Annotated in this window: 24 protein-coding genes, 1 tRNA gene and 1 pseudogene; 14 read left to right on the forward strand and 12 right to left on the reverse strand. The window is 60.0% G+C overall.

Features of this window, described 5'->3' with window-relative positions:
• Nucleotides 1-80: 80 nt before the first annotated feature.
• The 5 genes from Q7F16_RS18455 to Q7F16_RS18475 all read left to right on the forward strand — a co-directional run bounded on the left by Q7F16_RS18455 (nucleotide 81) and on the right by Q7F16_RS18475 (nucleotide 4,685).
• Nucleotides 81-1,043, forward strand: coding sequence for a YbgA family protein (locus Q7F16_RS18455; protein WP_046063537.1), 963 nt, complete (start codon nucleotides 81-83; stop codon nucleotides 1,041-1,043).
• On the forward strand, nucleotides 1,043-1,990 hold the full coding sequence (locus Q7F16_RS18460; RefSeq protein WP_409556160.1) for a MerR family transcriptional regulator: 948 nt from the start codon (nucleotides 1,043-1,045) through the stop codon (nucleotides 1,988-1,990). The genes Q7F16_RS18455 and Q7F16_RS18460 overlap by 1 nt, the downstream gene beginning before the upstream one ends.
• 12 nt (nucleotides 1,991-2,002) lie before the next feature.
• A complete protein-coding gene (gene phrB, locus Q7F16_RS18465) occupies nucleotides 2,003-3,454 on the forward strand; it encodes a deoxyribodipyrimidine photo-lyase (protein ID WP_095974937.1) in 1,452 nt (483 codons plus the stop codon).
• A 124-nt stretch (nucleotides 3,455-3,578) separates the two neighbouring features.
• On the forward strand, nucleotides 3,579-4,352 hold the full coding sequence (locus tag Q7F16_RS18470; protein WP_409556161.1) for an SDR family NAD(P)-dependent oxidoreductase: 774 nt from the start codon (nucleotides 3,579-3,581) through the stop codon (nucleotides 4,350-4,352).
• 27 nt (nucleotides 4,353-4,379) lie between these two features.
• Complete coding sequence (locus tag Q7F16_RS18475) at nucleotides 4,380-4,685, forward strand: YkgJ family cysteine cluster protein (RefSeq protein ID WP_041476142.1); 306 nt, start codon at nucleotides 4,380-4,382, stop codon at nucleotides 4,683-4,685.
• Between the two features lie 131 nt (nucleotides 4,686-4,816).
• Here Q7F16_RS18475 and Q7F16_RS18480 read toward each other — a convergent pair whose 3' ends face one another.
• The 6 genes from Q7F16_RS18480 to hemA form a co-directional block, all read right to left on the reverse strand.
• A complete protein-coding gene (locus Q7F16_RS18480) occupies nucleotides 4,817-5,335 on the reverse strand; it encodes an acyloxyacyl hydrolase (RefSeq protein WP_014340188.1) in 519 nt (172 codons plus the stop codon).
• A 113-nt stretch (nucleotides 5,336-5,448) separates the two neighbouring features.
• The gene (gene murI, locus Q7F16_RS18485; RefSeq protein WP_095962302.1) at nucleotides 5,449-6,240 is read right to left on the reverse strand and encodes a glutamate racemase; all 792 of its coding nucleotides are present in this window, start codon (nucleotides 6,238-6,240) and stop codon (nucleotides 5,449-5,451) included.
• Entirely contained in the window at nucleotides 6,233-6,988 is a 756-nt protein-coding gene (locus tag Q7F16_RS18490; RefSeq protein WP_003205517.1) for a molybdopterin-synthase adenylyltransferase MoeB, read from the reverse strand. Before Q7F16_RS18490 ends, murI begins: the two co-directional genes overlap by 8 nt.
• A complete protein-coding gene (gene prmC / locus Q7F16_RS18495) occupies nucleotides 6,982-7,812 on the reverse strand; it encodes a peptide chain release factor N(5)-glutamine methyltransferase (protein ID WP_079302632.1) in 831 nt (276 codons plus the stop codon). Before prmC ends, Q7F16_RS18490 begins: the two co-directional genes overlap by 7 nt.
• Nucleotides 7,813-7,826: 14 nt before the next feature.
• On the reverse strand, nucleotides 7,827-8,909 hold the full coding sequence (prfA, locus tag Q7F16_RS18500; RefSeq protein WP_003205519.1) for a peptide chain release factor 1: 1,083 nt from the start codon (nucleotides 8,907-8,909) through the stop codon (nucleotides 7,827-7,829).
• The gene (gene hemA / locus Q7F16_RS18505) at nucleotides 8,906-10,195 is read right to left on the reverse strand and encodes a glutamyl-tRNA reductase (RefSeq protein WP_014340192.1); all 1,290 of its coding nucleotides are present in this window, start codon (nucleotides 10,193-10,195) and stop codon (nucleotides 8,906-8,908) included. The genes prfA and hemA overlap by 4 nt, the downstream gene beginning before the upstream one ends.
• Nucleotides 10,196-10,367: 172 nt before the next feature.
• On the opposite strand from hemA, the gene Q7F16_RS18510 reads away from it, so the two are divergent.
• From Q7F16_RS18510 to ychF, 8 genes are all read left to right on the forward strand, one after another.
• Nucleotides 10,368-12,092: a tetratricopeptide repeat protein gene (locus Q7F16_RS18510; RefSeq protein ID WP_014340193.1), complete on the forward strand. Its 1,725-nt coding sequence runs from the start codon at nucleotides 10,368-10,370 to the stop codon at nucleotides 12,090-12,092.
• Between the two features lie 4 nt (nucleotides 12,093-12,096).
• Nucleotides 12,097-12,714, forward strand: a complete 618-nt coding sequence (gene lolB / locus Q7F16_RS18515) for a lipoprotein insertase outer membrane protein LolB (RefSeq protein ID WP_018606458.1) — start codon at nucleotides 12,097-12,099, stop codon at nucleotides 12,712-12,714.
• A gap of 1 nt (nucleotide 12,715) precedes the next feature.
• Nucleotides 12,716-13,567, forward strand: coding sequence for a 4-(cytidine 5'-diphospho)-2-C-methyl-D-erythritol kinase (gene ispE / locus Q7F16_RS18520; RefSeq protein ID WP_046063530.1), 852 nt, complete (start codon nucleotides 12,716-12,718; stop codon nucleotides 13,565-13,567).
• Nucleotides 13,568-13,604: 37 nt separating this feature from the next.
• Nucleotides 13,605-13,679: transfer RNA gene (locus Q7F16_RS18525), tRNA-Gln, on the forward strand.
• A 47-nt stretch (nucleotides 13,680-13,726) separates the two neighbouring features.
• Complete coding sequence (locus Q7F16_RS18530; RefSeq protein ID WP_003171603.1) at nucleotides 13,727-14,668, forward strand: ribose-phosphate pyrophosphokinase; 942 nt, start codon at nucleotides 13,727-13,729, stop codon at nucleotides 14,666-14,668.
• A 143-nt stretch (nucleotides 14,669-14,811) separates the two neighbouring features.
• A complete protein-coding gene (locus Q7F16_RS18535) occupies nucleotides 14,812-15,414 on the forward strand; it encodes a 50S ribosomal protein L25/general stress protein Ctc (protein WP_018606432.1) in 603 nt (200 codons plus the stop codon).
• 166 nt (nucleotides 15,415-15,580) lie between these two features.
• A complete protein-coding gene (gene pth, locus Q7F16_RS18540) occupies nucleotides 15,581-16,165 on the forward strand; it encodes an aminoacyl-tRNA hydrolase (protein ID WP_003185374.1) in 585 nt (194 codons plus the stop codon).
• Between the two features lie 22 nt (nucleotides 16,166-16,187).
• Entirely contained in the window at nucleotides 16,188-17,288 is a 1,101-nt protein-coding gene (ychF, locus tag Q7F16_RS18545) for a redox-regulated ATPase YchF (RefSeq protein WP_409556162.1), read from the forward strand.
• A gap of 612 nt (nucleotides 17,289-17,900) precedes the next feature.
• On the opposite strand, the gene Q7F16_RS18550 is transcribed toward ychF, so the two are convergent.
• The 6 genes and pseudogenes from Q7F16_RS18550 to Q7F16_RS18575 all read right to left on the reverse strand — a co-directional run.
• On the reverse strand, nucleotides 17,901-18,050 hold the full coding sequence (locus Q7F16_RS18550) for a nucleoid-structuring protein H-NS (RefSeq protein WP_409556163.1): 150 nt from the start codon (nucleotides 18,048-18,050) through the stop codon (nucleotides 17,901-17,903).
• A gap of 170 nt (nucleotides 18,051-18,220) precedes the next feature.
• A complete protein-coding gene (locus tag Q7F16_RS18555) occupies nucleotides 18,221-18,598 on the reverse strand; it encodes a c-type cytochrome (RefSeq protein WP_095963350.1) in 378 nt (125 codons plus the stop codon).
• A 106-nt stretch (nucleotides 18,599-18,704) separates the two neighbouring features.
• On the reverse strand, nucleotides 18,705-19,292 hold the full coding sequence (locus Q7F16_RS18560; RefSeq protein WP_409556164.1) for a hypothetical protein: 588 nt from the start codon (nucleotides 19,290-19,292) through the stop codon (nucleotides 18,705-18,707).
• A gap of 4 nt (nucleotides 19,293-19,296) precedes the next feature.
• Nucleotides 19,297-19,740, reverse strand: coding sequence for a DUF3592 domain-containing protein (locus Q7F16_RS18565; protein WP_046063528.1), 444 nt, complete (start codon nucleotides 19,738-19,740; stop codon nucleotides 19,297-19,299).
• A gap of 131 nt (nucleotides 19,741-19,871) precedes the next feature.
• Nucleotides 19,872-20,777 carry a methyl-accepting chemotaxis protein gene (locus tag Q7F16_RS18570; RefSeq protein WP_373419653.1) on the reverse strand — a complete coding sequence of 302 codons (906 nt, stop codon included), beginning with the start codon at nucleotides 20,775-20,777 and terminating at the stop codon, nucleotides 19,872-19,874.
• Nucleotides 20,772-22,034 (reverse strand): annotated as a pseudogene (locus Q7F16_RS18575) (PDC sensor domain-containing protein); the annotation flags it as partial. The pseudogene Q7F16_RS18575 and the gene Q7F16_RS18570, both read right to left, overlap by 6 nt.
• 933 nt (nucleotides 22,035-22,967) lie before the next feature.
• Between Q7F16_RS18575 and Q7F16_RS18580 the strand changes: the two are divergent.
• Nucleotides 22,968-25,268: a hypothetical protein gene (locus Q7F16_RS18580; RefSeq protein ID WP_409556165.1), complete on the forward strand. Its 2,301-nt coding sequence runs from the start codon at nucleotides 22,968-22,970 to the stop codon at nucleotides 25,266-25,268.
• Nucleotides 25,269-25,381: the final 113 nt, after the last annotated feature.

Raw genomic sequence — 25,381 nt, forward strand, 5'->3', positions numbered from 1 at the left:
CTTGTGCACGTTCGGACCTATGATGAAAATATTGTACAGAAATACAAACCTGTACAAGATTTAGCAATCAGAGGTCGCCCATGCCCAGCACAGCCATCGCCAAACCCAGAATCGCCATTAGCGCCTGCCTGATGGGTGCTGAAGTTCGCTTTAACGGCGGGCACAAACAATCGCAGTTGTGCAGCCACACCCTCGTCGACTATTTTGATTTCGTGCCGGTGTGCCCCGAAGTTGCCATCGGCCTGGGTATCCCCCGGGAGCCGATTCGCCTGGTGGGCAACCCCGAACACCCCGAGGCGCTCGGCACGGTGAATCGCGACCTCAACGTGACCCGGGCACTGGCCGACTACGGGCAGCAAATGGCTGGGGAACTGGATGACATCTGCGGCTACATCTTCATGCAGAAATCGCCGTCCTGCGGACTGGAGCGGGTCAAGGTCTACGACCACAACGGCGTGACCCAGGACGGCGGTGGCCGCGGCATCTATGCCCAGGCCTTCTGCGAACGCCACCCCGACCTGCCGGTGGAGGAAGACGGCCGTCTCAACGATCCGGTGCTGCGCGAGAACTTCCTGACCCGGGTATTTGCCTATGCCGCCTGGCAATCCTTGCGTCGCCAAGGCTTGACCCGTCGCGACCTGATCGAATTCCACTCGCGCTACAAATACCTGCTGATGGCCCACAACCCGGTGCAGTACAAGGCCCTGGGCAACTTGCTGGGCAACATGGGCAAGGCCGACCCCAATGAGCTGGGCCCACGTTATTTCAGTGCATTGATGGCGGCCTTGAAGAAATGCGCCACCCGCCGCACCCACACCAATGTGCTGCAACACCTGAGCGGTTACCTCAAGCGCGCCATCGACGCCGAGGACAAACAGGAGGTGCAGCATCTGATCGGGCAATATCGCCTCGGCATCGTGCCCTTGGTGGTGCCACTGACGTTGCTCAAGCATCACTTGCGCCAGCACCCCGATCCCTACCTGGCGCAGCAGGTCTACCTGCAACCGCACCCGGAAAACCTCAGTTTGCGAAACGCTATTTGATGAGGAACGAACCCGATTCCAGTGCCAGCGAAGACCTGGGGGCCGATTTTGCCAAGGCCTTGGCGCAAGGCTGGCTGCCCATACGCGAGGTCGCCCGGCAAACCGGTGTCAACGCCGTCACGCTGCGAGCCTGGGAGCGCCGCTATGGCCTGATCGTGCCGCACCGCACACCCAAGGGCCACCGACTGTTCAACGCCGAGCATGTGCAACGGATCCTGAGCATTCTCACCTGGATCGACCGTGGCGTTGCGGTGAGCAAGATCAAGCCGTTGCTGGACACGCCGCAGCCACCGAGCGAACCCACCCAGGTGCCGGAGAATGACTGGCAACGTCAGCGCCACGCCCTGATGCTGGCGGTGACGCAACTGGCCGAGCGCCAGATCGATGACCTGGTCAACCAGGCGATGGCGCTGTACCCGCCCTGGACCGTGTGCGAGCAGTTGCTCTTGCCGTTGCTGGCCGAGCTGCACCTGCGCTGGCAAGGCCAGTTCGGCGCGCAACTGGAACGGGTCTTCCTGTACTCGTGGCTGCGCAGCAAGTTCGGCAGCCGGATCTACCACAACAACCGCCAGTTGCGCGGCGCGCCACTGTTACTGGTCAATCATTCGGACTCGCCCCAGGAGCCGCACCTGTGGCTCACTGCCTGGCTGGCCAGCAGCGCCGACTGCCCGGTGGAAGTGTTCGACAGCCCGCTACCGGCGGGTGAACTGGCCCTGGCGGTCGAACGCCTCAAGGCCCGCGGCGTCCTGCTGTATTCCAGTCACGCCCTCAACCTGTCCCAACTGCCCAGGCTGCTGGGCGCAATTGATTGCCCAATCATCATCGCCGGCCCCGCAGCGTCGATCCACCAGGCCAGGTTATCCACAGGCGTTGCGATGATTGACGTCTCCTGGGCCGAAGACCCGTTATCGGCTCAGCGCGAACTGAGCCGCCGAGAACTCCTTTAGATGGAAGACAGCATGCAACTGATCTGGCTGCGCAGCGACTTGCGCCTGCACGACAACACCGCTCTTGCGGCGGCCGCAGCCCAAGGACCCTGCGTGGCGGTGTACCTGACCAGCCCCGAACAATGGCGCGCCCATGATGACGCACCGTGCAAGATCGATTTCTGGTTGCGCAACCTCGGCGCGTTGAGCGCGGCCCTGGACGAATTGAACATCCCACTGCTGATCCGCGCCGCAGCGCATTGGCACCAGGCCCCACACGTACTGCTAAAGCTTTGTCGAGAACTGAATGTCGGCGCCGTGCATGTCAACGAAGAGTACGGCCTGAATGAAACGCGACGCGACGCCGAGGCCGCCCGCGCATTGAATGACCAGGGCATTGAGTTTCACAGTCACCTCGACCAATTGCTGTTCAAGCCCGGCAGCGTGCTGACCAAGACCGGCAACTATTTCCAAGTGTTCAGCCAGTTCCGCAAGGTCTGCTACAGCCGTCTGCATTTCTCATTGCCGAGCCTGGTCGCCACACCGGTCCGGCAGGCTCCCACCGGCATTACCCGCGACCCGGTGCCGACGCAAGTCGATGGGTTCGCACCGCCCAGCGAAGCGCTACGAGCGCTCTGGCCTGCCGGGGAAACCGAAGCCCGGCGGCGCCTGGACACCTTTGTCGACCAGCACATCGACGATTACCAAGGCGAGCGGGACTTTCCCGCCAAGCCCGGCACCAGCCAGCTATCGGCCTATCTGGTGGCTGGGGTGGTGTCACCGCGTCAGTGCCTGCACGCCGCGCTGCAAGCCAACCAAGGTGAATTCGAAAGCGGAAGTGCCGGTGTTGTGACCTGGATCAATGAATTGCTCTGGCGTGAGTTCTATAAACACATTCTCGTGGGCTATCCACGCGTGTCGCGCCATCGCGCGTTCCGCCCCGAAACCGAGGCGCTGGCCTGGCGCAAAGCCCCCGCAGAACTGGAGGCCTGGAAACAAGCGCGCACCGGCCTGCCGATTATCGATGCGGCCATGCGTCAGTTGCTGGAGACCGGCTGGATGCACAACCGCTTGCGGATGGTCGTCGCCATGTTCCTGACCAAGAACCTGTTGATCGATTGGCGCGAAGGTGAGCGCTTTTTCATGCAGCACCTGATCGACGGCGACCTGGCCGCCAACAATGGCGGCTGGCAGTGGAGCGCCTCCACCGGCACCGATTCGGCACCCTGGTTCCGCATCTTCAACCCGTTGAGCCAGTCGGAAAAATTTGACCGCGAGGGCCTGTTCATCAAACGCTGGCTACCTGAACTGAACGATCTGGACAGGCAACAGGTCCATAGCCCAAATACCCAGGGCGGCTTGTTTGGCGCCGTGGATTATCCGGCACCGATTGTCGACTTGAGCCAATCCAGGGCCCGTGCGCTGGCAGCATTCAGAAACCTGCCGGCGCGACAGGACGCAGCCTTTGAAGGCATGGGCGATTAGCGAACATGAAATTGCCAGCCTGCGGGATGCATTGTTTACCCGATAACATATAGTCTTACTAGTCGTACGGACTCTACTGAAAAAGCTACGAATCAGTGCGCAGTCCAATCGAAAGGAGTAGGGAATGGGTCTAAGACTGCCACGGCGCTATTGGCTCACCGGGGCTGGCAACGGAATCGGCGCTTCGTTGGCTGAAGCGATACTGCAGACGGGTGCATACCTGGCCGTCAGTTCGCGCTCGGCCCGATCGTGCGAAACCCTTTCGGTACGTTATCCAGGACAAGTGCTGAGCGTGCCCGGCAATTTGACCGACAGCCAGGCCGTGCGCGAAGTCGGCGAACAGATCGCCCGGCAATGGGGCGCCCTGGATCAGGTGATCGTCAATGCCGGGACCGCTGAGTACATTGACGGGCAGCCCGCTGATCACTCATTGATCGAGCATATCGTGCGCAGCAATCTGCTGGCCGCCAGCTTCTGCATCGAAATGGCCTTGCCTTTGTTGCGCGCCGGGACCGAACCTCATCTGGTGGGTATTGCCAGCCCGGCGACCTATCTGCCGCCTTCGCAAATCGAAGCGGGTGGCCGCGGGATGCGTCATCTGATCGACTCGGCTCGGGCAGAACTGGCGTGCACGGGTGTTGATGTGACGTTGGTACACCCGGGGTACGATGGCCCATCGCTGGGGCCTGACGGTTGTTTTCCAACGCCGACCCACTGGTCGGCGGATGAAGCGGCGCAGCATGTGCTCGATCATCTGGTCGAACGCCCCAGGGAAGTCGCGCTCCCCATCGCGTCCATGAGCGCACTCTGGCCTTTACCTTCGTCGACCGAAACCATGCAGCCCGATATCGACGCATGCCAGGCAAAAAATGGCTATCCGATCAAGGGCCAACCCTGAGCCGCCGATTGCCTTACACTGCGCGCCATGAAAACCATCCCCCTCCATGAAATCCCGGCACCGGCTGTCACGTGTTCGACGTGCGCGGCGTGCTGCTGCCAGTTGGAAGTGATGCTGATCACCGACACCGGGGTCCCGGAGCGCTTTATCGACACCGACGATTGGGGTGGAGAGGTGATGCTGCGGCTTGATGACGGTTGGTGCGCGGCCCTGGATCGCAACAGCATGATGTGCACCATCTACGAAAAGCGTCCGCTGATCTGCCGCGAGTTCGAGATGGGCGCGCCGGAATGCCTGGAAGAACGCCAAGGGATTGCGACGGCGTATCGGTAAAGAATGGTCTGACAGACCTGATTTATTGTGGGAGCGAGCCTGCTCGCGAAAGCGGTAGATCAGGCAACATCGTATTGGCTGCCCCACCGCTTCGCGAGCAAGCTCGCTCCCACAGTTCTCAAGCTGTTTTTTTACAGCGGCATCGTGTAGTGCAGCGCGTAGCTTTCCACACCGTCGTTAGTCGACTTGATGCCGGCGTTGGAGTAATGAGTGGCGCGAATGCCCACTTCATGTCCACCGTTGAAGCGCAGGCCGAAGCCAATGCGATCTTCGAACTGGAAGGCCGTACCGAGCTTGTTGTCTTCGACTTCGGTATTGGCAAACAACGCCACGCCGATACCTGCCTCGATGTAAGGCTTCACGTTCTGACCGGAAAATTCATACACAAACACAGGCGAGAACGACAGGCTGTGATTGCTGGATGTCTCGTCCCCTTCCCAATAGGTATAGGCGCCGCTCCAGTAGCCGGTCAGGCGACCGACATCACTTTGCAGCCAACTCTTGTCCCAGTCGAATTGCATGCCCAGGCGATAGGTCATGGTCGAATCGCTGGTCTGGCCAACCCCGAACTCCACACCCGCTGCTTGCGCAGTGTAAGTGTGCCCCAGCAATGCAGCCGCAAACGCGGCAAAGCAGAATAAGCGCTTCATTAGAAACATCCTTTTCCGAACAGACTTAGTTGATTTTGTTACAAACAGACAAAGCTATAGAAATCCGCGCTAAAACAGAAGTTCAGAACGTTTAATGCAATTTTCACGTTTTTTTACAGATCGAAGCTTCGCACAACGCCGGACGAATGCCATAGCATCGGTAGGATTTTTCTTAAATGTATCGGGTCTGCACTCGTCCAGAAGTGCGTTTCGCTGGCAGGCCCTTCAGCCAACAACCCTCGCTCCGCCAGGAGGCGCTGAAGTTGCCGGGCCACGGCGGCACCGGTATCGATCAGGCTGATGTGCTCCGGAATCATCTGCGCGAGCAATGGCTTGAGGAACGGATAGTGCGTGCAACCCAGGATCAGCGTATCGCAGCCGGCGGCCAGCAAGGGGTCGACGTAATGTTGCAGCAGTTGGTACAAGGCCGGGCTGTGCAGGTCACCCGCTTCGATCAGTTCCACCAACCCCGGACATGGTTGCGTGATGACCCGCACATCGGTGGCGAAACGGTCGAGCAAAGCGGCGAACTTGGCGCTCTGCAAGGTGCCCGTGGTGGCGAGCACACCGACGATACCGCTGCGGGTCGCGGCGGCCGCCGGCTTGACCGCCGGCTCCATGCCGACGATGGGCCAATGGGGAAAATCACGGCGTAGATCGGCAACTGCGGCGACCGTTGCGGTGTTGCAGGCCACGACCAGTGCCTTGGCCCCCTGGCCCAGGAGAAAGTCGGCAATGATCGCGCAGCGTTGGCGGATGTATTCCGGGGTCTTCTCGCCGTAGGGAATATGCCCACAGTCAGCCACATACAACAGCGACTCATTGGGCAGCAGCTGACGAATTTCCCCCAGCACCGACAACCCGCCGACACCCGAGTCGAGCACACCGACCGGCGCTTCACTCATGTTGACCACCACAGACGCTGCAACCTGGATCACGCTTGACCCGCAGTTCACGGAATCGCGTACCCAAGGCATCGATCAACAGCAGGCGCCCCACCAGCGGTTCACCGAAACCGGCGAGCAACTTCAAGGCTTCAAGGGCTTGCAGGCTGCCCACCAACCCCACCAGCGGCCCGATCACACCGGCTTCGCTGCAGGTCAGTTCGGCTTCGCTGCCGTGGCCGTAGAGGCAGTGGTAGCAAGGGCTTTCGGGGCGGCGTGGGTCGAACACCGACAACTGCCCTTCCAGGCGAATCGCCGCGCCACTGACCAGCGGTTTACCCGCCGCGACACAGGCTGCGTTCACCGCTTCGCGGGTCGAAAAATTGTCGGAGCAGTCAAGCACCACATCCACCGCCGCGACCGCCGCGGCCAGGCTGTCTTCGTCCATGGCCGCCCGGTGAGGCACCAGTCGAACCTCAGGGTTGATCGCCCCCAGGCGTCGCATCGCCGAATCGACCTTGCTCAGGCCGACGCTGTCGGTGTCGTGAATGATCTGGCGTTGCAGGTTGGTCAGGTCGACGGTGTCGAAATCCGCCAGGTGCATCTCGCCTACCCCAGCGGCGGCCAGGTACAACGCCACCGGGGCACCGAGCCCGCCAAGGCCGATGATCAGCACGCGGCTTTGCTTGAGCCGCAATTGGCCGTCGATGTCGACGTGCTGCAAGAGAATCTGCCGGCTGTAGCGCAACAGCTCCTGATCGTTCAGCACGGCCGGCACCCCAGGCTGATGCGCTCATGGCCGCCCAGGTCCTTGCGGCTGTGGACGTCAGCAAAACCTTGGAGGCGCAGCAAATCGCGCACCGCCTCGGCCTGATCGTAACCGTGTTCGAGCATCAGCCAGCCGCCCGGCTCGAGGTGAGCCGGGGCCTGGGCAACGATCTGGCGCAGATCATCAAGCCCGTCCGGCCCGGCAACCAGGGCACTGGCCGGCTCGAAACGCACGTCGCCCTCGATCAGGTGCGGATCGCTGGCCGCGATGTACGGCGGGTTGCTGATGATCAACTCGAAACGCTCGTCTTCCAGCGCACTGAACCAGTGGCTGCTCAGCACCGTGACGTTGCGCAGGTCCAGACGCTGACGATTGCGTTCGGCCAGGGCCACGGCCTCCAGCACCCGGTCGACCGCCGTGACTTTCCAGGCCGGGCGCTCACTGGCCAATGCCAGGGCAATCGCGCCGCTGCCGGTGCCCAGGTCCAGGACCCGGGCCGGTGTCGCCGGCAACAACGCCAGCGCGGTCTCCACCAGCAGCTCGGTGTCGGGACGCGGGATCAGGGTATGGGGTGCGACTTCCAGATCGAGTTTCCAGAAACCCTGCTGCCCGAGGATGTACGCCACCGGCTCGCCGGAACGACGTCGCCGCAGGTATTCGGAGAACAGCAACGCTGCCTCGCTGGGCACGATCCGCTCGGGCCAGGTGTGCAGGAAGCTGCGGGACTTGCCCAGCGCAGCGGCCAGCAACAATTCGGCGTCCAGCCGTGAGGTGGGCGAATCCGGCAACTCGGCAGCGCGTAACAGACTGGCGATGATGGTCATTTGTTCACCTGTGCTTACTCGCCAATCGCCGCCAACTGGTCGGCCTGGTATTCGGCCAGCAACGGCTCGATCACCGCATCGACACCACCGGCAAGGATCTCGTCCAGGGAATACAGGGTCAGGTTGACGCGATGGTCGGTGACCCGGCCCTGGGCGAAGTTGTAGGTACGGATCCGCTCGGAACGATCGCCCGAGCCCACCAGCAACTTGCGTTCGCTGGCGATGGCATTGGCGGCGGCGCTGGTCTGCTGGTCGTTGAGCTTGGCCGACAACCAGGCCATCGCCCGCGCGCGGTTCTTGTGCTGGGAACGTTCTTCCTGGCACTCGACCACGATGCCCGAGGGCAAGTGCGTGATACGGATCGCCGAGTCAGTCTTGTTGACGTGCTGGCCGCCCGCGCCGGAGGAACGATAAGTGTCGACCCGCAGGTCCGCCGGGTTGATCTCGATGGCTTCCTGCTCGTCCGGCTCGGGCAATACCGCCACGGTGCAGGCCGAGGTGTGGATGCGCCCTTGGGACTCGGTAGCCGGCACGCGTTGCACGCGGTGGGCGCCGGATTCGAATTTCAGCTTGCCGTAGACATTATCGCCTTCGACCCGGGCGATGACTTCTTTATAGCCGCCGTGTTCGCCTTCGTTCTCCGAGAGAATCTCCACTCGCCAACCACGACGTTCGGCGTAACGCGAATACATGCGAAACAGATCGCCGGAAAAAATCGCCGCCTCATCGCCGCCGGTACCGGCACGGATCTCAAGAAACACATTGCGCCCGTCATTCGGGTCCTTGGGCAGCAGCATGCGTTGCAGGCTGCTTTCCAGTTCAACCAGTTGATCCTTGGCTTCGCGGACTTCCTCCACGGCCATTTCGCGCATGTCCGGGTCGCTGTCCTTGAGCAGCGCCTGGGCGCCTTCGAGATCGCCCTGCACTTTGAGCAACTGTTTATAGGTGGCGACAATCGGCTCGACTTCCGCGTATTCCTTGGAGTAGGTGCGGAATTTGTTCTGGTCGGAAATGACTTCGCCGTCGCCCAGCAAGGCGGTCAGTTCTTCGAAACGGTCCTGGAGGATGTCCAGTTTGTTGAGCAGTGACGCTTTCATTGCGGTTTTTTATCCGAAAAGCTATCCGGTGAGCCCTCACCGAGGGCAAAGAGTTCCTGGGCCATGGCCAGCGCATCGAGGCGGCCTTCGGCGGTCAGCTTCTTGAGCTGGACACTGGGGGCGTGGAGCAATTTGTTGGTCAGGCCGCGGGCCAGTTGCACCAGCACCTCCTCGGCGCTGCCGCCGTTGGCCAGCAGGCGCTGGGCTTTTTGCAGCTCCTCGTCGCGCAGGCGTTCGCTTTGCTGACGATAGGCCTTGAGTACATCCACCGCCGCCAGCTCGCGCAGGCGCACCATGAAGTCGTCGGCGCCGACGGTAATCATCTCTTCGGCCGCCTGGGCCGCGCCCTGCCGGCTCTTGAGGTTCTCGGCGACCACCTCGTGCAGGTCGTCGACGCTGTAGAGATAAACGTCGTCCAGCTCGCCGACTTCCGGCTCGATGTCCCGGGGAACGGCAATGTCCACCATGAAAATCGGCTTGTGCTTGCGCAGCTTCAGGGCACTTTCCACGGCGCCCTTGCCCAGGATCGGCAACTGGCTGGCGGTGGAACTGATGACGATGTCGCTGTGCACCAGTTCCGCGGGAATGTCCGACAGCAGCACCGCATGGGCGCCGAACTGCTCGGCCAGGGTACTGGCCCGTTCCAGGGTCCGGTTGGCGACAACAATGCGCTTGACCCCAAGGTCGTGGAGATGGCGGGCGACCAGGGTGATGGTCTCGCCAGCGCCGATCAGCAGCGCCTGGCTGCGTTGCAAATCACTGAAAATCTGTTTCGCCAGGCTGACCGCGGCAAACGCCACGGACACCGGGTTCTCACCGATGGCGGTGTCGGTGCGTACCTGCTTGGCGGCGTTGAACGTCGCCTGGAACAGGCGCCCCAGCAGCGGTCCGACGGTGCCGGCCTCGCGGGCCACGGCGTAGGCCGACTTCATCTGGCCGAGAATCTGCGGCTCGCCCAACACCAGCGAGTCGAGCCCCGAGGCGACGCGCATCATGTGACGAACGGCCGCATCGTCTTCGTGCACATAAGCACTGGCGCGCAGTTCTTCAAAGCTCAGGTTGTGGTATTCGGCCAGCCAGCGCAGGACTGAATCGGCCGAAACGTGATCCTGTTCTATATATAGCTCGCTGCGATTGCAGGTGGAGAGGATCGCAGCTTCGCGACTGTCGGTGAGTCGGCAGAGCTGCTGCAAGGCCTCAACCAGCTGCTCAGGCGTAAAGGCCACGCGCTCGCGGACGTCTACTGAAGCAGTCTTGTGGTTAATACCGAGTGCAAGGAAGGCCATTCAAGGTCGCTGATGGTGACGTGAAGCCGGCAATTGTCCTACTTCGTCAGATTCAGAACAACCACTCGATCTCTATCGCCCTGCCCAGGGTTGTAAATCGACGGGGCGGTTATGTTTGACCGAAGGCTTGTGTCATGATGATCCGACCGCAGGTTAGTCGTCCTCTTCCTATATGAATAGATCTTCCGCGTTGCTCCTCGCCCTTGCCTTGCTCAGCGGCTGCCAGTCCATGGCCCCCGTTTCGACGGACGGTACGCCGCCCGTCGAAGACAGCGTGCAGGCTCCTGAAAAACCCAAGGTCTACGGCTCGTTCAGCGAAGAAACCATCTTCAGCCTGTTGAGCGCCGAACTGGCAGGCCAGCGCAATCGCTTCGACATTGCGCTGGACAACTATGTGACCCAGGCCATCAACACCCAGGACCCGGGCATCTCCGAGCGGGCATTTCGCATTGCCGAATACCTGGGCGCCGACCAGCCCGCGCTGGATACCGCGTTGATCTGGGCGAGGAACGCCCCGGACGACCTCGAAGCGCAGCGCGCCGCCGCCGTGCAACTGGCCCGGGCCGGGCGCTATGACGACTCCATGATGTATATGGAGAAAGTCCTGCTGGGCAAGGGCGACACTCATTTCGATTTCCTGGCGCTGTCCGCTGCCGATACCGACCAGGAAACCCGCAACGGCCTGATGAAAAGCTTCGATCGCCTGTTGCAGCGCCACCCGAACAACGGCCAGCTGATTTTCGGCAAGGCCCTGCTGCTGCAACAGGACGGTGACACCCAGGGCGCCCTCACCCTGCTGGAAGACAACCCACCGGAAGCTGGCGAAGTGGCGCCGATCCTCCTGCGCGCTCGCCTGCTGCAAGGCTTGAACCGTGGCGACGAAGCGCTGCCGCTGCTGGAAAAAAGCATCAAGAAGTACCCGGACGACAAACGCCTGCGCCTCACCTACGCCCGCATGCTGGTGGAAAACAACCGCATGGACGACGCCAAGGTGGAGTTCTCCAGCCTGGTCCAGCAATACCCGGAAGACGACGACTTGCGCTACTCCCTGGCGCTGGTCTGCCTGGAAGCCAAGGCCTGGGAAGAGGCCAAGGGTTACCTGGAAGACCTGATCGCCCGGGAAAGCCACGTCGACTCGGCCCACCTGAACCTGGGTCGCATCGCCGAGGAACGCAACGACCCCGAGAGCGCACTGATCGAGTACGCCCAGGTTGGCCCGGGCAACGACTACCTGCCGGCACAGTTGCGCCAGGCCGATATCCTGATCAGCAATGGCAAGACCGCCGATGCCCAGAGCCGCCTCGCCGTACAGCGCGACTCCCAACCGGACTACGGCATCCAGCTGTACCTGATCGAAGCCGAAACCCTGTCGGCCAACAACCAGGGCGACAAGGCCTGGAACGTGCTGCAACAAGCCTTGAAGCAGTACCCGGACGATCTGAACCTGCTGTATACCCGCGCCATGCTGGCAGAGAAGCGCAACGACCTGGCCCAGATGGAAAAGGACCTGCGCCTGATCATCCAGCGTGACCCGGACAACGCCATGGCCCTCAACGCCCTGGGCTATACGCTGTCGGATCGCACCACCCGCTATGACGAAGCCAAGCTGCTGATCGAACAGGCCCACCAGATCAATCCGGAAGACCCGGCGGTGCTCGACAGCCTTGGCTGGGTGAATTACCGCCTGGGCAATCTCGACGAAGCCGAACGCCTGTTGCGCCAGGCCCTGGAGCGCTTTCCCGACCAGGAAGTCGCCGCCCACCTGGGTGAGGTCCTGTGGGCCAACGGCAAACAACGCGAAGCCCGGCAGATCTGGAGCCGATTCCTCAAGGATCAGCCTGACAGCCCTATCTTGCGCAGCACCATCAAACGCCTGACCGGATCCGAGACTCTTTAAGATTATGTTTTTGCGCCATCTCATCGTTTTCAGCTTCATTGCCCTGCTCGCCGGTTGCGCGGGCTTCGGCGCCCGTGAATCCGTCCAGGGCCAGGGCAACCAGGCCCAATGGCGCGAGCACAAGCAACAACTGAGCAGCCTCGACGGCTGGCAGATCGACGGCAAGATCGGCATCCGCGCCCCGAAAGACTCCGGCAGCGGCACGCTGTTCTGGCTGCAGCGCCAGGACTACTACGACATTCGCCTGTCGGGCCCACTGGGTCGCGGTGCGGCCCGCCTGACCGGTCGGCCGGGCCAGGTATCGCTGGAAGTCGCCAACCAGGGACGCTACGAGGCGCCCACGCCCGAAGCACTGCTGGAAGAACAAATGGGCTGGAAGCTGCCGGTTTCCCACCTGACCTGGTGGGTTCGCGGGCTGCCGGCACCGGACAGTAAAAGTCGCCTGACCCTCGATGCCGACAGCCGCCTGTCCAACCTCGAACAGGATGACTGGCAGATCGAATACCTCAGCTATGCCCAGCAGAACGGCTATTGGCTGCCCGAACGCATCAAGCTGCACGGTAGCAACCTCGACGTCACGCTGGTGATCAAGCAATGGCAGCCGCGCAAGCTGGGGCAATGACATGAGCGCTGCACGCCTGACCCTGCCCTCCCCGGCCAAGCTCAACCTGATGCTGCACATCCTCGGCCGTCGCCCGGACGGCTACCACGAGTTGCAGACGATTTTTCAGTTCCTGGACTATGGCGACGAAATCACCTTTGCCGTGCGCGACGACGGCGTGATTCGCCTGCACACCGAATTCGAAGGCGTTCCCCACGACAGCAACCTGATCGTCAAGGCCGCGAAAAAACTCCAGGCGCAATCCGGTTGTCCATTGGGCGTCGATATCTGGATCGAAAAAATCCTGCCCATGGGCGGCGGCATCGGTGGCGGCAGCTCGAATGCGGCAACGACTTTATTGGGCCTCAACCATTTGTGGCAGCTGGGCTGGGACGTGGATCGCCTGGCGGCCCTGGGCCTGACACTGGGCGCCGACGTGCCGGTTTTCGTGCGTGGCCACGCCGCTTTCGCCGAGGGCGTAGGGGAAAAACTCACCCCGGTGGAACCCGAAGAACCCTGGTACTTGGTGCTGGTGCCGCAAGTATCTGTAAGTACAGCAGAAATTTTTTCAGATCCACTGTTGACACGTAACTCTCCTCCCATTAAAGTGCGCCCCGTTCCCAAGGGAAACAGTCGAAATGACTGCTTACCGGTGGTAGCAAGGCGTTATCCAGATGTTCGTAACGCTTTGAATTTGTTAGGTAAATTTACCGAAGCAAAACTCACCGGAACTGGAAGTTGTGTGTTTGGGGGCTTCCCAAGCAAAGCTGAAGCTGATAAAGTCTCGGCCCTTCTGACAGAGACCCTTACAGGGTTTGTAGCAAAAGGAAGCAACGTTTCGATGTTGCATCGCAAGCTGCAAGACCTGCTCTAAAAGGAATCGAGTGCTGGGCACTCGCAGCAACAGATACAGGGGCGTCGCCAAGCGGTAAGGCAGCAGGTTTTGATCCTGCCATGCGTTGGTTCGAATCCAGCCGCCCCTGCCATTTTCCTATACTCATCCAGGTATACCCTCAGCCTTCAGGTACTGCGCGTGTCCAAGATGATGGTCTTTACGGGGAACGCTAACCCCGATCTGGCTCGGCGTGTCGTACGTCAGCTGCATATCCCTCTCGGTGACATTTCTGTCGGTAAGTTCTCCGACGGCGAAATCACTGCCGAGATCAATGAAAACGTTCGCGGTAAAGACGTTTTCATTATTCAGCCGACTTGCGCTCCGACCAACGATAACCTGATGGAACTCGTCGTGATGGCTGATGCCTTCCGTCGCTCCTCGGCTACTCGTATCACTGCTGTTATTCCTTACTTTGGTTATGCCCGTCAGGATCGCCGTCCGCGTTCCGCACGTGTGGCGATCAGCGCGAAAGTCGTGGCTGATATGCTGACCGTAGTCGGCATCGACCGTGTCCTCACGGTTGATTTGCATGCTGACCAGATTCAGGGGTTCTTCGATATTCCCGTGGATAACATCTACGGTTCCCCGGTCCTGGTGGATGATATTGAAGATCAGCGCTTCGAAAACCTCATGATCGTGTCCCCGGACATTGGCGGCGTCGTGCGTGCACGGGCGGTTGCCAAATCCCTGGGCGTTGATCTGGGTATCATCGACAAACGCCGTGAGAAAGCCAATCACTCCGAAGTGATGCATATCATCGGCGACGTCGAAGGGCGTACCTGTATTCTGGTCGATGACATGGTCGATACCGCCGGCACCCTGTGCCACGCGGCCAAGGCCCTGAAAGAGCATGGCGCTGCCAAGGTCTTTGCCTACTGCACACACCCTGTGCTGTCGGGTCGAGCGATCGAGAACATTGAAAATTCCGTGCTGGACGAGCTGGTGGTTACCAATACCATCCCGCTGTCCGCTGCAGCACAAGCCTGTGCGCGTATCCGCCAACTGGATATCGCACCGGTTGTTGCCGAAGCGGTTCGCCGCATCAGCAACGAAGAATCGATCAGTGCGATGTTCCGCTAAGGGCCCTGCCCTTCCCAGGACATCTCGTTGACGAAAAGCGCCCCGCCCCGGCATCACCTGTCGGGGCGGGGCTTTTTTGCCCATATCGCCTTAAGCGCTGGTCGCAAGCGCTGGGGTGAATGTGGTTACTTTGGAGATACAACATGAACGATTTTACTCTGAATGCTGAAGTGCGTTCCGACCTGGGGAAAGGTGCGAGCCGCCGCCTGCGTCGTCTCGCAAGCCTGGTTCCAGCTGTAGTCTACGGTGGCGAAAAAGCCCCTGAGTCCATCAGCATGCTGGCCAAAGAAGTTGCCAAACTGCTCGAAAACGAAGCGGCCTACAGCCACATCATCGAGCTGAACATTGGTGGCACCAAGCAAAACGTCGTGATCAAAGCCCTGCAGCGTCACCCGGCCAAAGGCCACGTGATGCACGCCGACTTCGTACGCGTAGTAGCTGGCCAGAAACTGACCGCTATCGTGCCTGTACACTTCGTTGGCGAAGCTGCTCCGATCAAGAAAGGCGGCGAAATTTCGCACGTTGTTTCGGAAATCGAAGTGACCTGCCTGCCGAAAGACCTGCCTGAATTCATCGAAGTCGACCTGGCTGACGCCGAAGTCGGCACGATCATTCACCTGTCCGACCTCAAGGCTCCTAAAGGCGTTGAGTTTGTTGCTCTGGCACACGGCGATGACAAGGCTGTTGCCAACGTCCACGCTCCACGTGTTGCTCCAGAAGCCACTGAAGAAGGCGCTGCAGAGTAATTTCACTCTGTCGCCGGAGTGACCGGAAACATCGCGGACTGGAACGTAGCGAGACAGCGGGCGAGAACGCGAAGTTTACTTAACGGTAAATCCGCCATTTTTGTCCACTGTCGCAACACCGCCTGATTGCGACATTGTTACCCACACTCCAGTAAGGGCCCCTATCGTGACTGCCATTAAACTGATCGTTGGCCTGGGAAATCCAGGCGCTGAATACGAACAGACCCGGCATAACGCAGGGGCCCTTTTTGTTGAGCGCATCGCGCACGCACAAGGCGTCAGCCTGGCGGCCGATCGCAAGTATTTCGGCCTGACCGGTCGCTTCTCGCACCAGGGTCAGGATGTTCGCCTGTTGATTCCCACCACCTACATGAACCGCAGCGGCCAGGCCGTGGCGGCATTGGCCGGTTTCTTTCGCATCAAGCCTGAAGAAATCCTGGTGGCCCACGACGAACTCGACCTGCCTCCAGGCGTTGCCAAGCTCAAGCAAGGCGGCGGCCATGGCGGTCACAACGGGTTGCGCGACATCATCGCGCAACTGGGTAATCAGAATACCTTTCACCGCCTGCGGCTCGGCATCGGCCACCCGGGCGTTGCCAGTATGGTTTCAAACTTTGTCCTGGGTCGTGCGCCTCGCGCCGAACAGGAAAAACTCGATGCCAGCATCGACTTTGCCCTCGGCGTGCTGCCGGATATCCTCGCCGGTGAATGGAACCGCGCGATGAAAAACCTGCACAGCCAGAAGGCCTGACACTTATCCGAGGGGAAACACCATGGGATTCAATTGCGGCATCGTCGGCCTGCCTAACGTCGGCAAGTCCACCCTGTTCAACGCCCTGACCAAATCCGGTATCGCGGCTGAGAACTTCCCCTTCTGCACCATCGAGCCGAACACCGGCATCGTGCCGATGCCCGACCCACGCCTGGACGCCCTGGCGGCCATCGTGATCCCGGAGCGCGTGCTGCCGACCACCATGGAGTTCGTCGACATCGCCGGTCTGGTGGCCGGGGCTTCGAAAGGTGAAGGCCTGGGCAACAAGTTCCTGGCCAACATCCGCGAAACCGATGCCATCGCCCACGTGGTCCGCTGCTTCGAAGACGAGAACGTGATTCACGTCTCCAACAGCGTCGACCCGAAACGCGATATCGAAATCATCGACCTGGAACTGATCTTCGCCGACCTCGACAGCTGCGAGAAGCAACTGCAGAAAGTCGCTCGCAATGCCAAGGGCGGCGACAAAGACGCCGTCGCCCAGAAAGCCCTGCTCGAGCAGTTGATCGCCCACTTCACCTTGGGCAAGCCGGCACGCAGCCTGATCAAGAACATGGGTGCCGATGAGAAGCAGATCGTTCGTGGCTTCCACCTGCTGACCACCAAGCCGGTCATGTACATTGCCAACGTTGCCGAAGACGGCTTCGAGAACAACCCGCTGCTGGACGTGGTAAAAGCTATCGCCGCAGAAGAAGGCGCGATCGTGGTACCGGTCTGCAACAAGATCGAAGCGGAAATCGCCGAGCTTGAAGACGGCGAAGAGAAGGACATGTTCCTGGAGGCCCTGGGCCTGGAAGAGCCTGGCCTGAATCGCGTGATCCGCGCGGGTTATGAAATGCTCAACCTGCAGACGTACTTCACCGCTGGCGTAAAAGAAGTCCGCGCCTGGACCGTTCGCGTCGGGGCTACCGCGCCACAAGCCGCGGCCGTGATCCATACCGACTTCGAAAAAGGCTTCATCCGCGCCGAAGTCATCGCCTATGACGATTTCATCCAGTACAAGGGCGAAGCGGGTGCCAAGGAGGCTGGTAAATGGCGTCTGGAAGGCAAGGAGTACATCGTCAAGGACGGTGATGTGATGCACTTCCGCTTTAACGTCTAAGTTGTCGCTGGTGTTGCGGGTGATTGCTTAGGGGTGGTGTGCATATCCATTGCTGCGGTTACGGCCACTTACGGTTCCGCTCTTACAGCGGGTCACTTTCGAAAAGCGCGAAAGTAACCAAAGCGCTTTATGCCCCACCACTCGGTGCCTCGCCTAGGCTCGGCATGCCTGAACGAAGGCATTGCTCCGTGGGCCGCCGCGAAGGGCCATCCATGGCCCAGCGCGGCTAACCCGGCATCCATGCCGGGTTGCCCACTGCGCAATACCTTCGTTCAGCCAGCGTGGTTTAACGGGGCGCCCCAGATCAAAATCAAAATCAAAATCAAAATCGAGGCGGCCTGACAGCCGACCTGGCTTTTTTGCGAACGCGTTTTTCCTGTGGGAGCGAGCCTGCTCGCGAAGGCGGTTTCACAGCCAATGAAGATATTGGATGTGCCGGCCTCTTCGCGAGCAAGCTCGCTCCCACAGTGGTTTTGTGTTGGACATAAACTTTTTGTTCACTGGAGATTGAATGTGGGAGCGAGCTTGCTCGCGATAGCGGTGGTGCAGCTACATAAATGCTGGATGTGCCGCGCTTTTGCTTTGCTTTGGCTTTTGATCTCGGGCGCCCCGTTAAACCACGCTGGCCGAACGCAGGTATTGCGCAGTGGGCATCCCGGCATGGATGCCGGGATAGCCGCGCTGGGCCATGGATGGCCCTTCGCGGCGGGCCCACGGAGCAATGCCTTCGTTCGGGCACACCGAGCCTAGGCGAGGTACCAAGTGGTGGGGCAGAAGCGTTTTGCTTACTTTTGACTGGGCCGGCTTCCGGGCTTCTCAAAAGTGAGCCGCTGTAAGAGCGGAACCATAAGCCGCCGTAACCGCAGAAACGGATATACACACCACCCCAAACCGTTTCTATCGCACTCAATAGATCAACAGCAGCCCAAAAATCATCGGCTCTTTGAAATCACACCACCCATATACTGATTCAAATCGCGAAAATCCTTAACACTCCAAGAATGCGGCGATAGCTTCACACCATTCTCTCGCAAGGTCCTCGGAATCAAATCCCCATTGGGTCGAAGTATGATCGACGACACAATGACACCCGGATAATCACTCAGTCGCTTCTTGAAAGCGGCAGTTGTAAGGTCAGGCGTAGGAGGATTGCTTTTATGAGCCAACGGCCCTGTCCCCTTGATATCTACTCCGTGACACATGGAACATCTCTGTAAATAGAGATTTTTCCCATTGGCATTATCCGCAAAGGATAGTGATGTTTGAATGAGCGATAAAAACCCTAGCGAAGCGATGACTAATATTTTCATTATGCTTTCGGCACATGCCAATTTTTATGGGCGCAACTCCCTGTGGGAGCGAACTCATTCCCACAGGTTTTAGATGCCGGGATTTTTGTCCGCTCGCACAATCCGGCTAGAACAGGTAGCCCATGTAGATCGCCGCGCCACCACCAGCCTGCAAGCCAGCGTTCACACCCGCCATGACCACTGCGCCCTTGGCCGAGCGCGCCAGTTGCCGGTTGACCGTGGTCGAAGCTATGAGCGAGGTTGCCGGGTTGGAGCTCAGGGCCACTGACAGCGCCAGCAACTTGGGATCGAGCCCGAACAGCAGGGCCGTGGCCGAACCGCCGATCCCCAGGCCCACACCCACTTCGGTATACATGCAAGGGCCGGTGATGTCGTCACTGGTCAGGTCGCGATCGACCAGGGCGTCGCTGACAAACACCTTGCCGGTACTGGGAAACGCCTCTGCCGCGCCGGCCGCAGCCACACCCTTGCCCTTGATCTGGATATTGATCTTGCCGAAGCGCGGCAGCCTTGCGCCAAACCCGACACCCACGCCGACCCCGCCATAGCGGTAGCTGACGTCTTCGCCTTGGGGCGAGCGCAGGGTAATCGAGCCGCCACTGCCCGCCACCATGACCACGGTCAGGCCACCGCCGCTGGCGGTCTGGTACTGCCAGCGACTTTCATTGACCGGCAGAGGGATGTTGTAGCTCATACGTTCAAAGTCCTTTATGTGAATGAACCGCATCGCGACCGCGTTGACGGGTGGCTTTCAGCAGGCCGACCAGGGTGAACACCAGGCCGATAAAACCCAGTACCCCGGAAGTGCCCCACAGTGCCGCCGGGGCATCAACGATGGCGCTGGTCGTCGGCTGCTCGGGCAGGTAATGCACCCGCACCGGCTGGTCCTTCTGATAGCCGAAGATAAAGCCGCCTTGAGGGTAGGAAATTTTTTCACCGCTGACGGTGGTGAAGGCGATCTCAGGATGCGAACCACCGGCATTCAAGTGGCTGACGATGCCATCGGCGGTCTGTGCCCGGGCGAGGAAGTCGCGGCGGTCGAGTGTGAGATTGACGGCAATGCCCAGCAAAACAATGCCAATCAGGGCAAAAAGCAGGCCCAGCAGTATCGTCCCGATGCGTGACGGGGTGTCGTTAGCCATAGCTTGTCCCGGTATTCATCCATGAAAGAAGGCGGCGAGGATAACAAAAAGCCTGCTATGCCGTAATGCTGTTCATTTGACGCTTGTGATCGTCATGGCGAGGGAGCATGTTCCCTCGCCACGCAATCCCATTAGCCTCTTTTGACCTTGAAGCGTCCCAATACCCGCTGCATCAGCGAGGCTCGCTCCGAAAGGTCCTTGGCCGCCACGGCGCACTCTTGCGAGTTCGACTGGTTTTTCTGCGTCACTTCGTCGATCTGCTCAAGCCCGATGCTGGCCTGCTGCAAGCCTGAAGCCTGCTCGCTGGAGGCCTGGTAGATCAGCGAAACCAGGCTCGACACCGCGCCGGTTCCACTGACGATGTTCTTCAGTGATTCGGCGGTCCGGCCGGCGATGATCATGCCGCGCTGGGTCTTGCTCGAGGAATCGGCGATCAACGCGGCAGTCTGCTGGGCGGCCTCGGCACTGCGGGCGGCCAGGCTACGCACTTCGTCGGCCACCACGGCAAAACCGCGCCCAAGCTCACCAGCCCGGGCAGCTTCGATCGCCGCGTTCAAGGCCAGCAGGTTGGTTTGTGCGGCAATGTTGTCGATGGTGGTGATGATCGCCGTGATGTCCTTGCCCGAGTTGTCGATTTCGGCCATGGCGGCAATCAGTTCGCTCATCAATTTGTCGCTTTCCCCGGCATCGGCCCGCGAGGCCTGGGATTGCTCGTCGGCTTTCTTGGCGTTGGCGGCATTGTCCCGGGTCTGGGCGGCCATCTGCGTCATCACCGCGCTGATTTCGGTGATGGACGAGGCGGAATTGGAGGCCCCGTCGGAGAGTGACTGACTCAAGTCGGTGACTTGCGCCGAGCTGCCGGTGATCTGGGTGGCGCTGATTTGAACCTCGGAAATCAGCTGGTTCAGGTTGCTGACCATCTTCTCCAATGACTTGCCAAGGGTGTCATGGGGCGAAGACAAGCGGACCTCCAGGTCCAGGTCACCTTCGGAAATGCGCTCGGCCACCCGCACCTGCCGTTGCAGGCTTTCAGACATGTCGTTGAGGGCGGCAGACAACTGCCCAACCTCATCCTCGGATTTCTGCACCAGGCGACGAGAGAAATCGCCCAGGCTGATGGTCGCTGCCAAGGCGGCGGCTTCGCGAATCGGCCCAACGATTTTTGCCGCGGCATACCACAGGGCGGCCAGGGCCAACAACGAAATGACCAACCCTACCGATACCTGCCAGATGCTGTTGTTGAGGCTGCGCGCCTGCAGCTCCTGCTCCAGGGCGATGGCCTGGCTCATGACCACAGCCTTGGGCAGGCGAATCAACACCGCCCAGGGCTTGCCCGTGCGACCGAGCGCAATGGGCATCAGCACTTCGATGTTCTGTGTTTGCGCATTGAGCAGGCCATCACTCCGACCGCCCTGGATATCACTGAGCACTTTTTCCCAGGATTCAGGCAGCAAGGCCTTGATCGGCTGGCCAATCAGGTCGGTCCGCTGGCTATCCGCGACCACCAAGCCCTGGTTACTCAAGATCGAAACCGTGCCTTTGCCGCCGTAGAGATCGGCAGACATTTGTTCGCTGAGTTTCTGGATAAATGCGATATCGAAGTCAGCCCCGACCACACCGTAGAACTTGCCGTTGGACACGATGGGCACCGACAAGGTGGTCAGCCAGACGTTTTTCCCCTGGACCACATAAGGAATGGGGTCGAGCACGCTTTCCTTCAGGGTGTCGCGCGGGCCGCTATACCAACCGCCCTTGGGCACACCGTTGGGATGACGGTCCGGGGAGTCATACTCGACCAATGGCTGCACCGCGACGTGGCCATCGGCGCTGCGCGTCCAGTAAGGCGTGAAGCGCCCGGTCAGCGGGTTATTGCCATCCTCTGCATTGCGGAACGCCGGATCCTGCCCATCCAACGCATTCGGTTCCCAGCAGGAATAGGTGCCGTTGAAGTCCGGGTTATCCTTGAGGACGCTGAGCAGTACGCTGTTGATCTGTTCCCGGCCCAATGCCAGGGGGCTTTGCGAAACCTTGCTGGCGGCAAAGGCATTGGCCATGGTGCGAGCCGCATCCAGCGCGTTCTGCAACTTGGCCTGGATGGCGTTGGCCCGGGATTCGGCCAGGTTCTGGATTTCCCGGATGGTTGATTTTTCAACCAGTGCGCTGACCTCGGTCGAGACATATTGCTCGTTGGCCCGGGCGCTGAAGAGCCCGTAGACAATCAGGCTGATGGATGAAACAAACAGGCATACGCCTGCCGTGACACAAATGCGTGCCTGCAATGACTTGAACTTCATATCATTCCCCGCCTGATTCTATTTATGGCCAACGTCAAAAGACGGCAGCATCTAACGTGTGCACGACACGGCATAACAATCGATCACGGCTGCTACGCCGCCCCTAAGGCAAACACCTTGGAAGAACTTGGCGATACAGCTCTCTATAAGAATTTCAATATGGCAGGTGGGGGGCGCAACCCCTGTCCGCCCGCAGCGCAGAAGAGGTCATCAAACCAAGAACCGAAGGCCTTATGTCCGGGACAATAAGGGCGATAGGTGGAAAGAATGTGAAAGCCTGCTTTTCCAGTCACCACAGGGGTCACCCTTGAATAATGCTGCAGATTCCCTTCTAACCATTAACCACAACAGCAAATTAACACGACCAACCTTTATACAAATACCCACTTAAGGCTTATACAAACCAGTACTTTAGTCGCAACAGCGACGTACTCATCAAGTACAAGATTCACAGCGCTTCAAGTTGGGACTGACTCTTTGCCCGGCACGGGTCACCACCCCGCAAAAGGGGGAAGCTCAGGCAAGATATGAGCGCCGGACTACACTCTATGCGCGTCCTGCAAGGCACAACGCTCAAACGCCTTCTTCCGCATGGATAGGGAGATTCTCATGCACAGTCTCGCAAACTACGGATATACGAAGAGACCCGCCCCCGCCCCCGCCATTCGTGCCGTGCTGCCAGCCACTGGCGACATTGAACGGCACCCTCCTGGCTGAGCATTCCCTCGGCCACCTCAAGTCCGGGAGCAGTTGATTCGCTCCGGGACCTGTTCGCGACCCAACACTTGAAAAGACTTCCCGATCAATTGCATCGGCGTAGCAGGCACAGGCGCGCCGGATTCGTGGGAGCGCAGCCGTGCCCATGCACTGCGCTCACTCACCTCCGAAAACAACCGCAAGGCGTCCAACCAATGTCGTGAAAAGGAGATCAACATGAACAACCTGAGCGATATAACGCTGGCAACATCCACCAACCCCAGCACCTTCCTCACGGTCCCGCTCGGCGAGCCGGTCCAGGCTGACAACGGCAACATTCCGCCCGGCACGCGGATGCTGCCCGGCCAATGGGCGGCAGCGGCCGGCAACGGCTATGTGTTGCTGCTGCAGCCTGATGGCAACCTGGTGCTGTACCAGGTCGTCACAGGTCCCGTGGCGGCCAACAGCTCGTTCACCGGTAGCGCGATCTGGGCCACAGGCACCAACAACGGTGCCTACTTCGATGTCCAGACCGATGGCAACCTGGTCCTGGGTACCAGCGATGGCAACGTGGCATGGTCGCCCTACACCAACGGCATCGAGCCTCAGGAACTGCTCGTCCAGACCGACGGCAACCTCGTGCTGTACAACACCCTCAACCAAGCCTGCTGGGCCTCGAGCAGCAATCATTATCAGGTTTGGCCACCGACTCGCTGGGTCAATGTGCAAAGCAGCCTCGTCGCGCCCGTGAAAGGCGAGCCCCATGTACTCACCGCCAGTTCCGACGGTATGACGTTGAGCCCCTTCGTGGCCGGTTCGCCCAACCAGATCTGGCAAGTCACCGCCGATGGACGCCTACTCAGCGGCCTGCTCGACGGTTTGGTGTTGACTCAGGATGCCGGCAGCAATACGGCTATCAACACCACACAGAGCGTACCCGTCCCGGTCGAGCAGACCTGGCTCTGGGGAACGGGACTCGGCCCCACGGCCATCCAGAACAGCGCTTCGAACCAGTATCTGAGTGTCGATATCGCGGGGGGCTCGGTACAGATGCAAGACACCGACACCTCGAGCCAATGGTACTTCATGCCTACCACGCCCCTGGACAGCATCATGGCCTTGCCGGCGTCCGACCCGGCCTTCCCGGCCTTTACGCCTGACCAACAGGCTGTCTATGACTGGATCAACAACAAACTGGCGGCCATGAACAATCAGCCCCATTTGATCCTGCGCGAGCAGTACACCAATGGCGCCAGCACCCTGGACACTTACCGGCAAGACATGCTCGGCCTGGACTACAACGCGTTCCCAGCGCAAGTCTGGCACCCCGTAGTGGACCAGTTGAAGTTGGAGCTCAGCGCAGCGAGCGCCGTCAACAGCCTGTTCGCCTGCTATACCAGCTTCCACTCCCTGTTGTTCGAGGACCAGGGAGCGCTGCTCTCCGAACTGGGCCTGGATGCCGGCTTCGAGGACGGTGACTCGACCAATATCGGCGGCATCATCCTGGCGGTGCTCTCGGGGGTCATCTACACCGTGCTCTCGGCTGAAACGATGGAAGGCGAGATCAATTATTTCGCCGTCGCGGCCAACGTTCTCCAGAGCGGCATCAATGTGGCGGTCGCGGCCCAGAGTTCGAGTGTTTCTCCCAGCCTGTTCCAGGTAGCCTATGCCGACCTGTGGGGACAATTGAGCACTACCTTCGAAGGGTTGCTGGACACTTTCGGCACCATGGAATCCACGATCCTGACCGACTGGGCCAAGCTGAAGATCACCTATACGCTGATCGCTTCCACTGCGCCCGACGGATTGTTCTGGAACTCCGGTGAAACTGGAAATATGGTGAAAGCCGCCAAGCAGGGTTACGTGCTGTCGGTGATGCAGATGCTGCTGCCGGCCAAATACCAGATCTACCAATACCTGGACGTCAATAACAACCCCATCGACGGTGTGCCCGCCTACGCGCAGTACATCGCACCCGCGATCGACGGGACCTACTTCAAATACTGGATCGCCGATTCGACGGACTGGTCAATCTATCCGGAAGAAATCGCGCTCACCCAGGTCTGGGACAACGGCGGCTCGAAGGACGACTTCTTTAACAGCAGTAACGGTTGGGCGTTCGCCACGACGCGGCCCTACACCTACGGCGGCAATGACGCCAATTACCTGGTCATCGCGCTTACCAACCTGAGCCCGAACACGCTGGTGGCCACGGTGTTCAATCCGTCCCCCACTTCCGCCGGGCCGTCCCCACAGACCCTGTATCCCTACGAGACCGTGTTGATCGTGGCCGAAGCAGCATTTCCTGGTGGCGTAGCAATCACTCTCTCGATCTTCGACCCTTCCCGTGGCAACTACTTCGACGAGCCAATCGCCTCGTTCGATGCCTTTCAGGATTACTCTGGGTTCGCGGCCGGTAATGTACGCACCGCCAACGCCACGACAGCGGGTGACTACCAACTGTCGACACCGCTGTGCAACACGGGCGGGTTCAGGCAATACCCCGGCGCGATCCAGGCCAGTATCTACCGTCCTTGAGGGGTGAATCGCCGGCATGAGGAGCGGGCGCTCCGCTCGAAGAAAAAGCCGTGTTGATCGGCGGGCTTGCTCCGAAGGCGTTGGGTCGGTTTGCATTGATACAGGATGTGCCG

The sequence above is a fragment of the Pseudomonas sp. Lb2C2 genome (assembly GCF_052112205.1).
Lineage (GTDB): Bacteria > Pseudomonadota > Gammaproteobacteria > Pseudomonadales > Pseudomonadaceae > Aquipseudomonas > Aquipseudomonas kilonensis.

What these genes read in the sequence shown, in the direction of transcription:
- Q7F16_RS18455 (WP_046063537.1), top strand. Translation starts at nt 81, where the DNA reads ATGCCCAGCACAGCCATCGCCAAACCCAGAATCGCCATTAGCGCCTGC.
- Q7F16_RS18460 (WP_409556160.1), top strand. Translation starts at nt 1,043, where the DNA reads ATGAGGAACGAACCCGATTCCAGTGCCAGCGAAGACCTGGGGGCCGAT.
- phrB (WP_095974937.1), top strand. Translation starts at nt 2,003, where the DNA reads ATGCAACTGATCTGGCTGCGCAGCGACTTGCGCCTGCACGACAACACC.
- Q7F16_RS18470 (WP_409556161.1), top strand. Translation starts at nt 3,579, where the DNA reads ATGGGTCTAAGACTGCCACGGCGCTATTGGCTCACCGGGGCTGGCAAC.
- Q7F16_RS18475 (WP_041476142.1), top strand. Translation starts at nt 4,380, where the DNA reads ATGAAAACCATCCCCCTCCATGAAATCCCGGCACCGGCTGTCACGTGT.
- Q7F16_RS18480 (WP_014340188.1), bottom strand. Translation starts at nt 5,335, where the DNA reads ATGAAGCGCTTATTCTGCTTTGCCGCGTTTGCGGCTGCATTGCTGGGG.
- murI (WP_095962302.1), bottom strand. Translation starts at nt 6,240, where the DNA reads ATGAGTGAAGCGCCGGTCGGTGTGCTCGACTCGGGTGTCGGCGGGTTG.
- prmC (WP_079302632.1), bottom strand. Translation starts at nt 7,812, where the DNA reads ATGACCATCATCGCCAGTCTGTTACGCGCTGCCGAGTTGCCGGATTCG.
- prfA (WP_003205519.1), bottom strand. Translation starts at nt 8,909, where the DNA reads ATGAAAGCGTCACTGCTCAACAAACTGGACATCCTCCAGGACCGTTTC.
- hemA (WP_014340192.1), bottom strand. Translation starts at nt 10,195, where the DNA reads ATGGCCTTCCTTGCACTCGGTATTAACCACAAGACTGCTTCAGTAGAC.
- Q7F16_RS18510 (WP_014340193.1), top strand. Translation starts at nt 10,368, where the DNA reads ATGAATAGATCTTCCGCGTTGCTCCTCGCCCTTGCCTTGCTCAGCGGC.
- lolB (WP_018606458.1), top strand. Translation starts at nt 12,097, where the DNA reads ATGTTTTTGCGCCATCTCATCGTTTTCAGCTTCATTGCCCTGCTCGCC.
- ispE (WP_046063530.1), top strand. Translation starts at nt 12,716, where the DNA reads ATGAGCGCTGCACGCCTGACCCTGCCCTCCCCGGCCAAGCTCAACCTG.
- Q7F16_RS18535 (WP_018606432.1), top strand. Translation starts at nt 14,812, where the DNA reads ATGAACGATTTTACTCTGAATGCTGAAGTGCGTTCCGACCTGGGGAAA.
- ychF (WP_409556162.1), top strand. Translation starts at nt 16,188, where the DNA reads ATGGGATTCAATTGCGGCATCGTCGGCCTGCCTAACGTCGGCAAGTCC.
- Q7F16_RS18555 (WP_095963350.1), bottom strand. Translation starts at nt 18,598, where the DNA reads ATGAAAATATTAGTCATCGCTTCGCTAGGGTTTTTATCGCTCATTCAA.
- Q7F16_RS18560 (WP_409556164.1), bottom strand. Translation starts at nt 19,292, where the DNA reads ATGAGCTACAACATCCCTCTGCCGGTCAATGAAAGTCGCTGGCAGTAC.
- Q7F16_RS18565 (WP_046063528.1), bottom strand. Translation starts at nt 19,740, where the DNA reads ATGGCTAACGACACCCCGTCACGCATCGGGACGATACTGCTGGGCCTG.
- Q7F16_RS18570 (WP_373419653.1), bottom strand. Translation starts at nt 20,777, where the DNA reads ATGTCTGAAAGCCTGCAACGGCAGGTGCGGGTGGCCGAGCGCATTTCC.
- Q7F16_RS18580 (WP_409556165.1), top strand. Translation starts at nt 22,968, where the DNA reads ATGAACAACCTGAGCGATATAACGCTGGCAACATCCACCAACCCCAGC.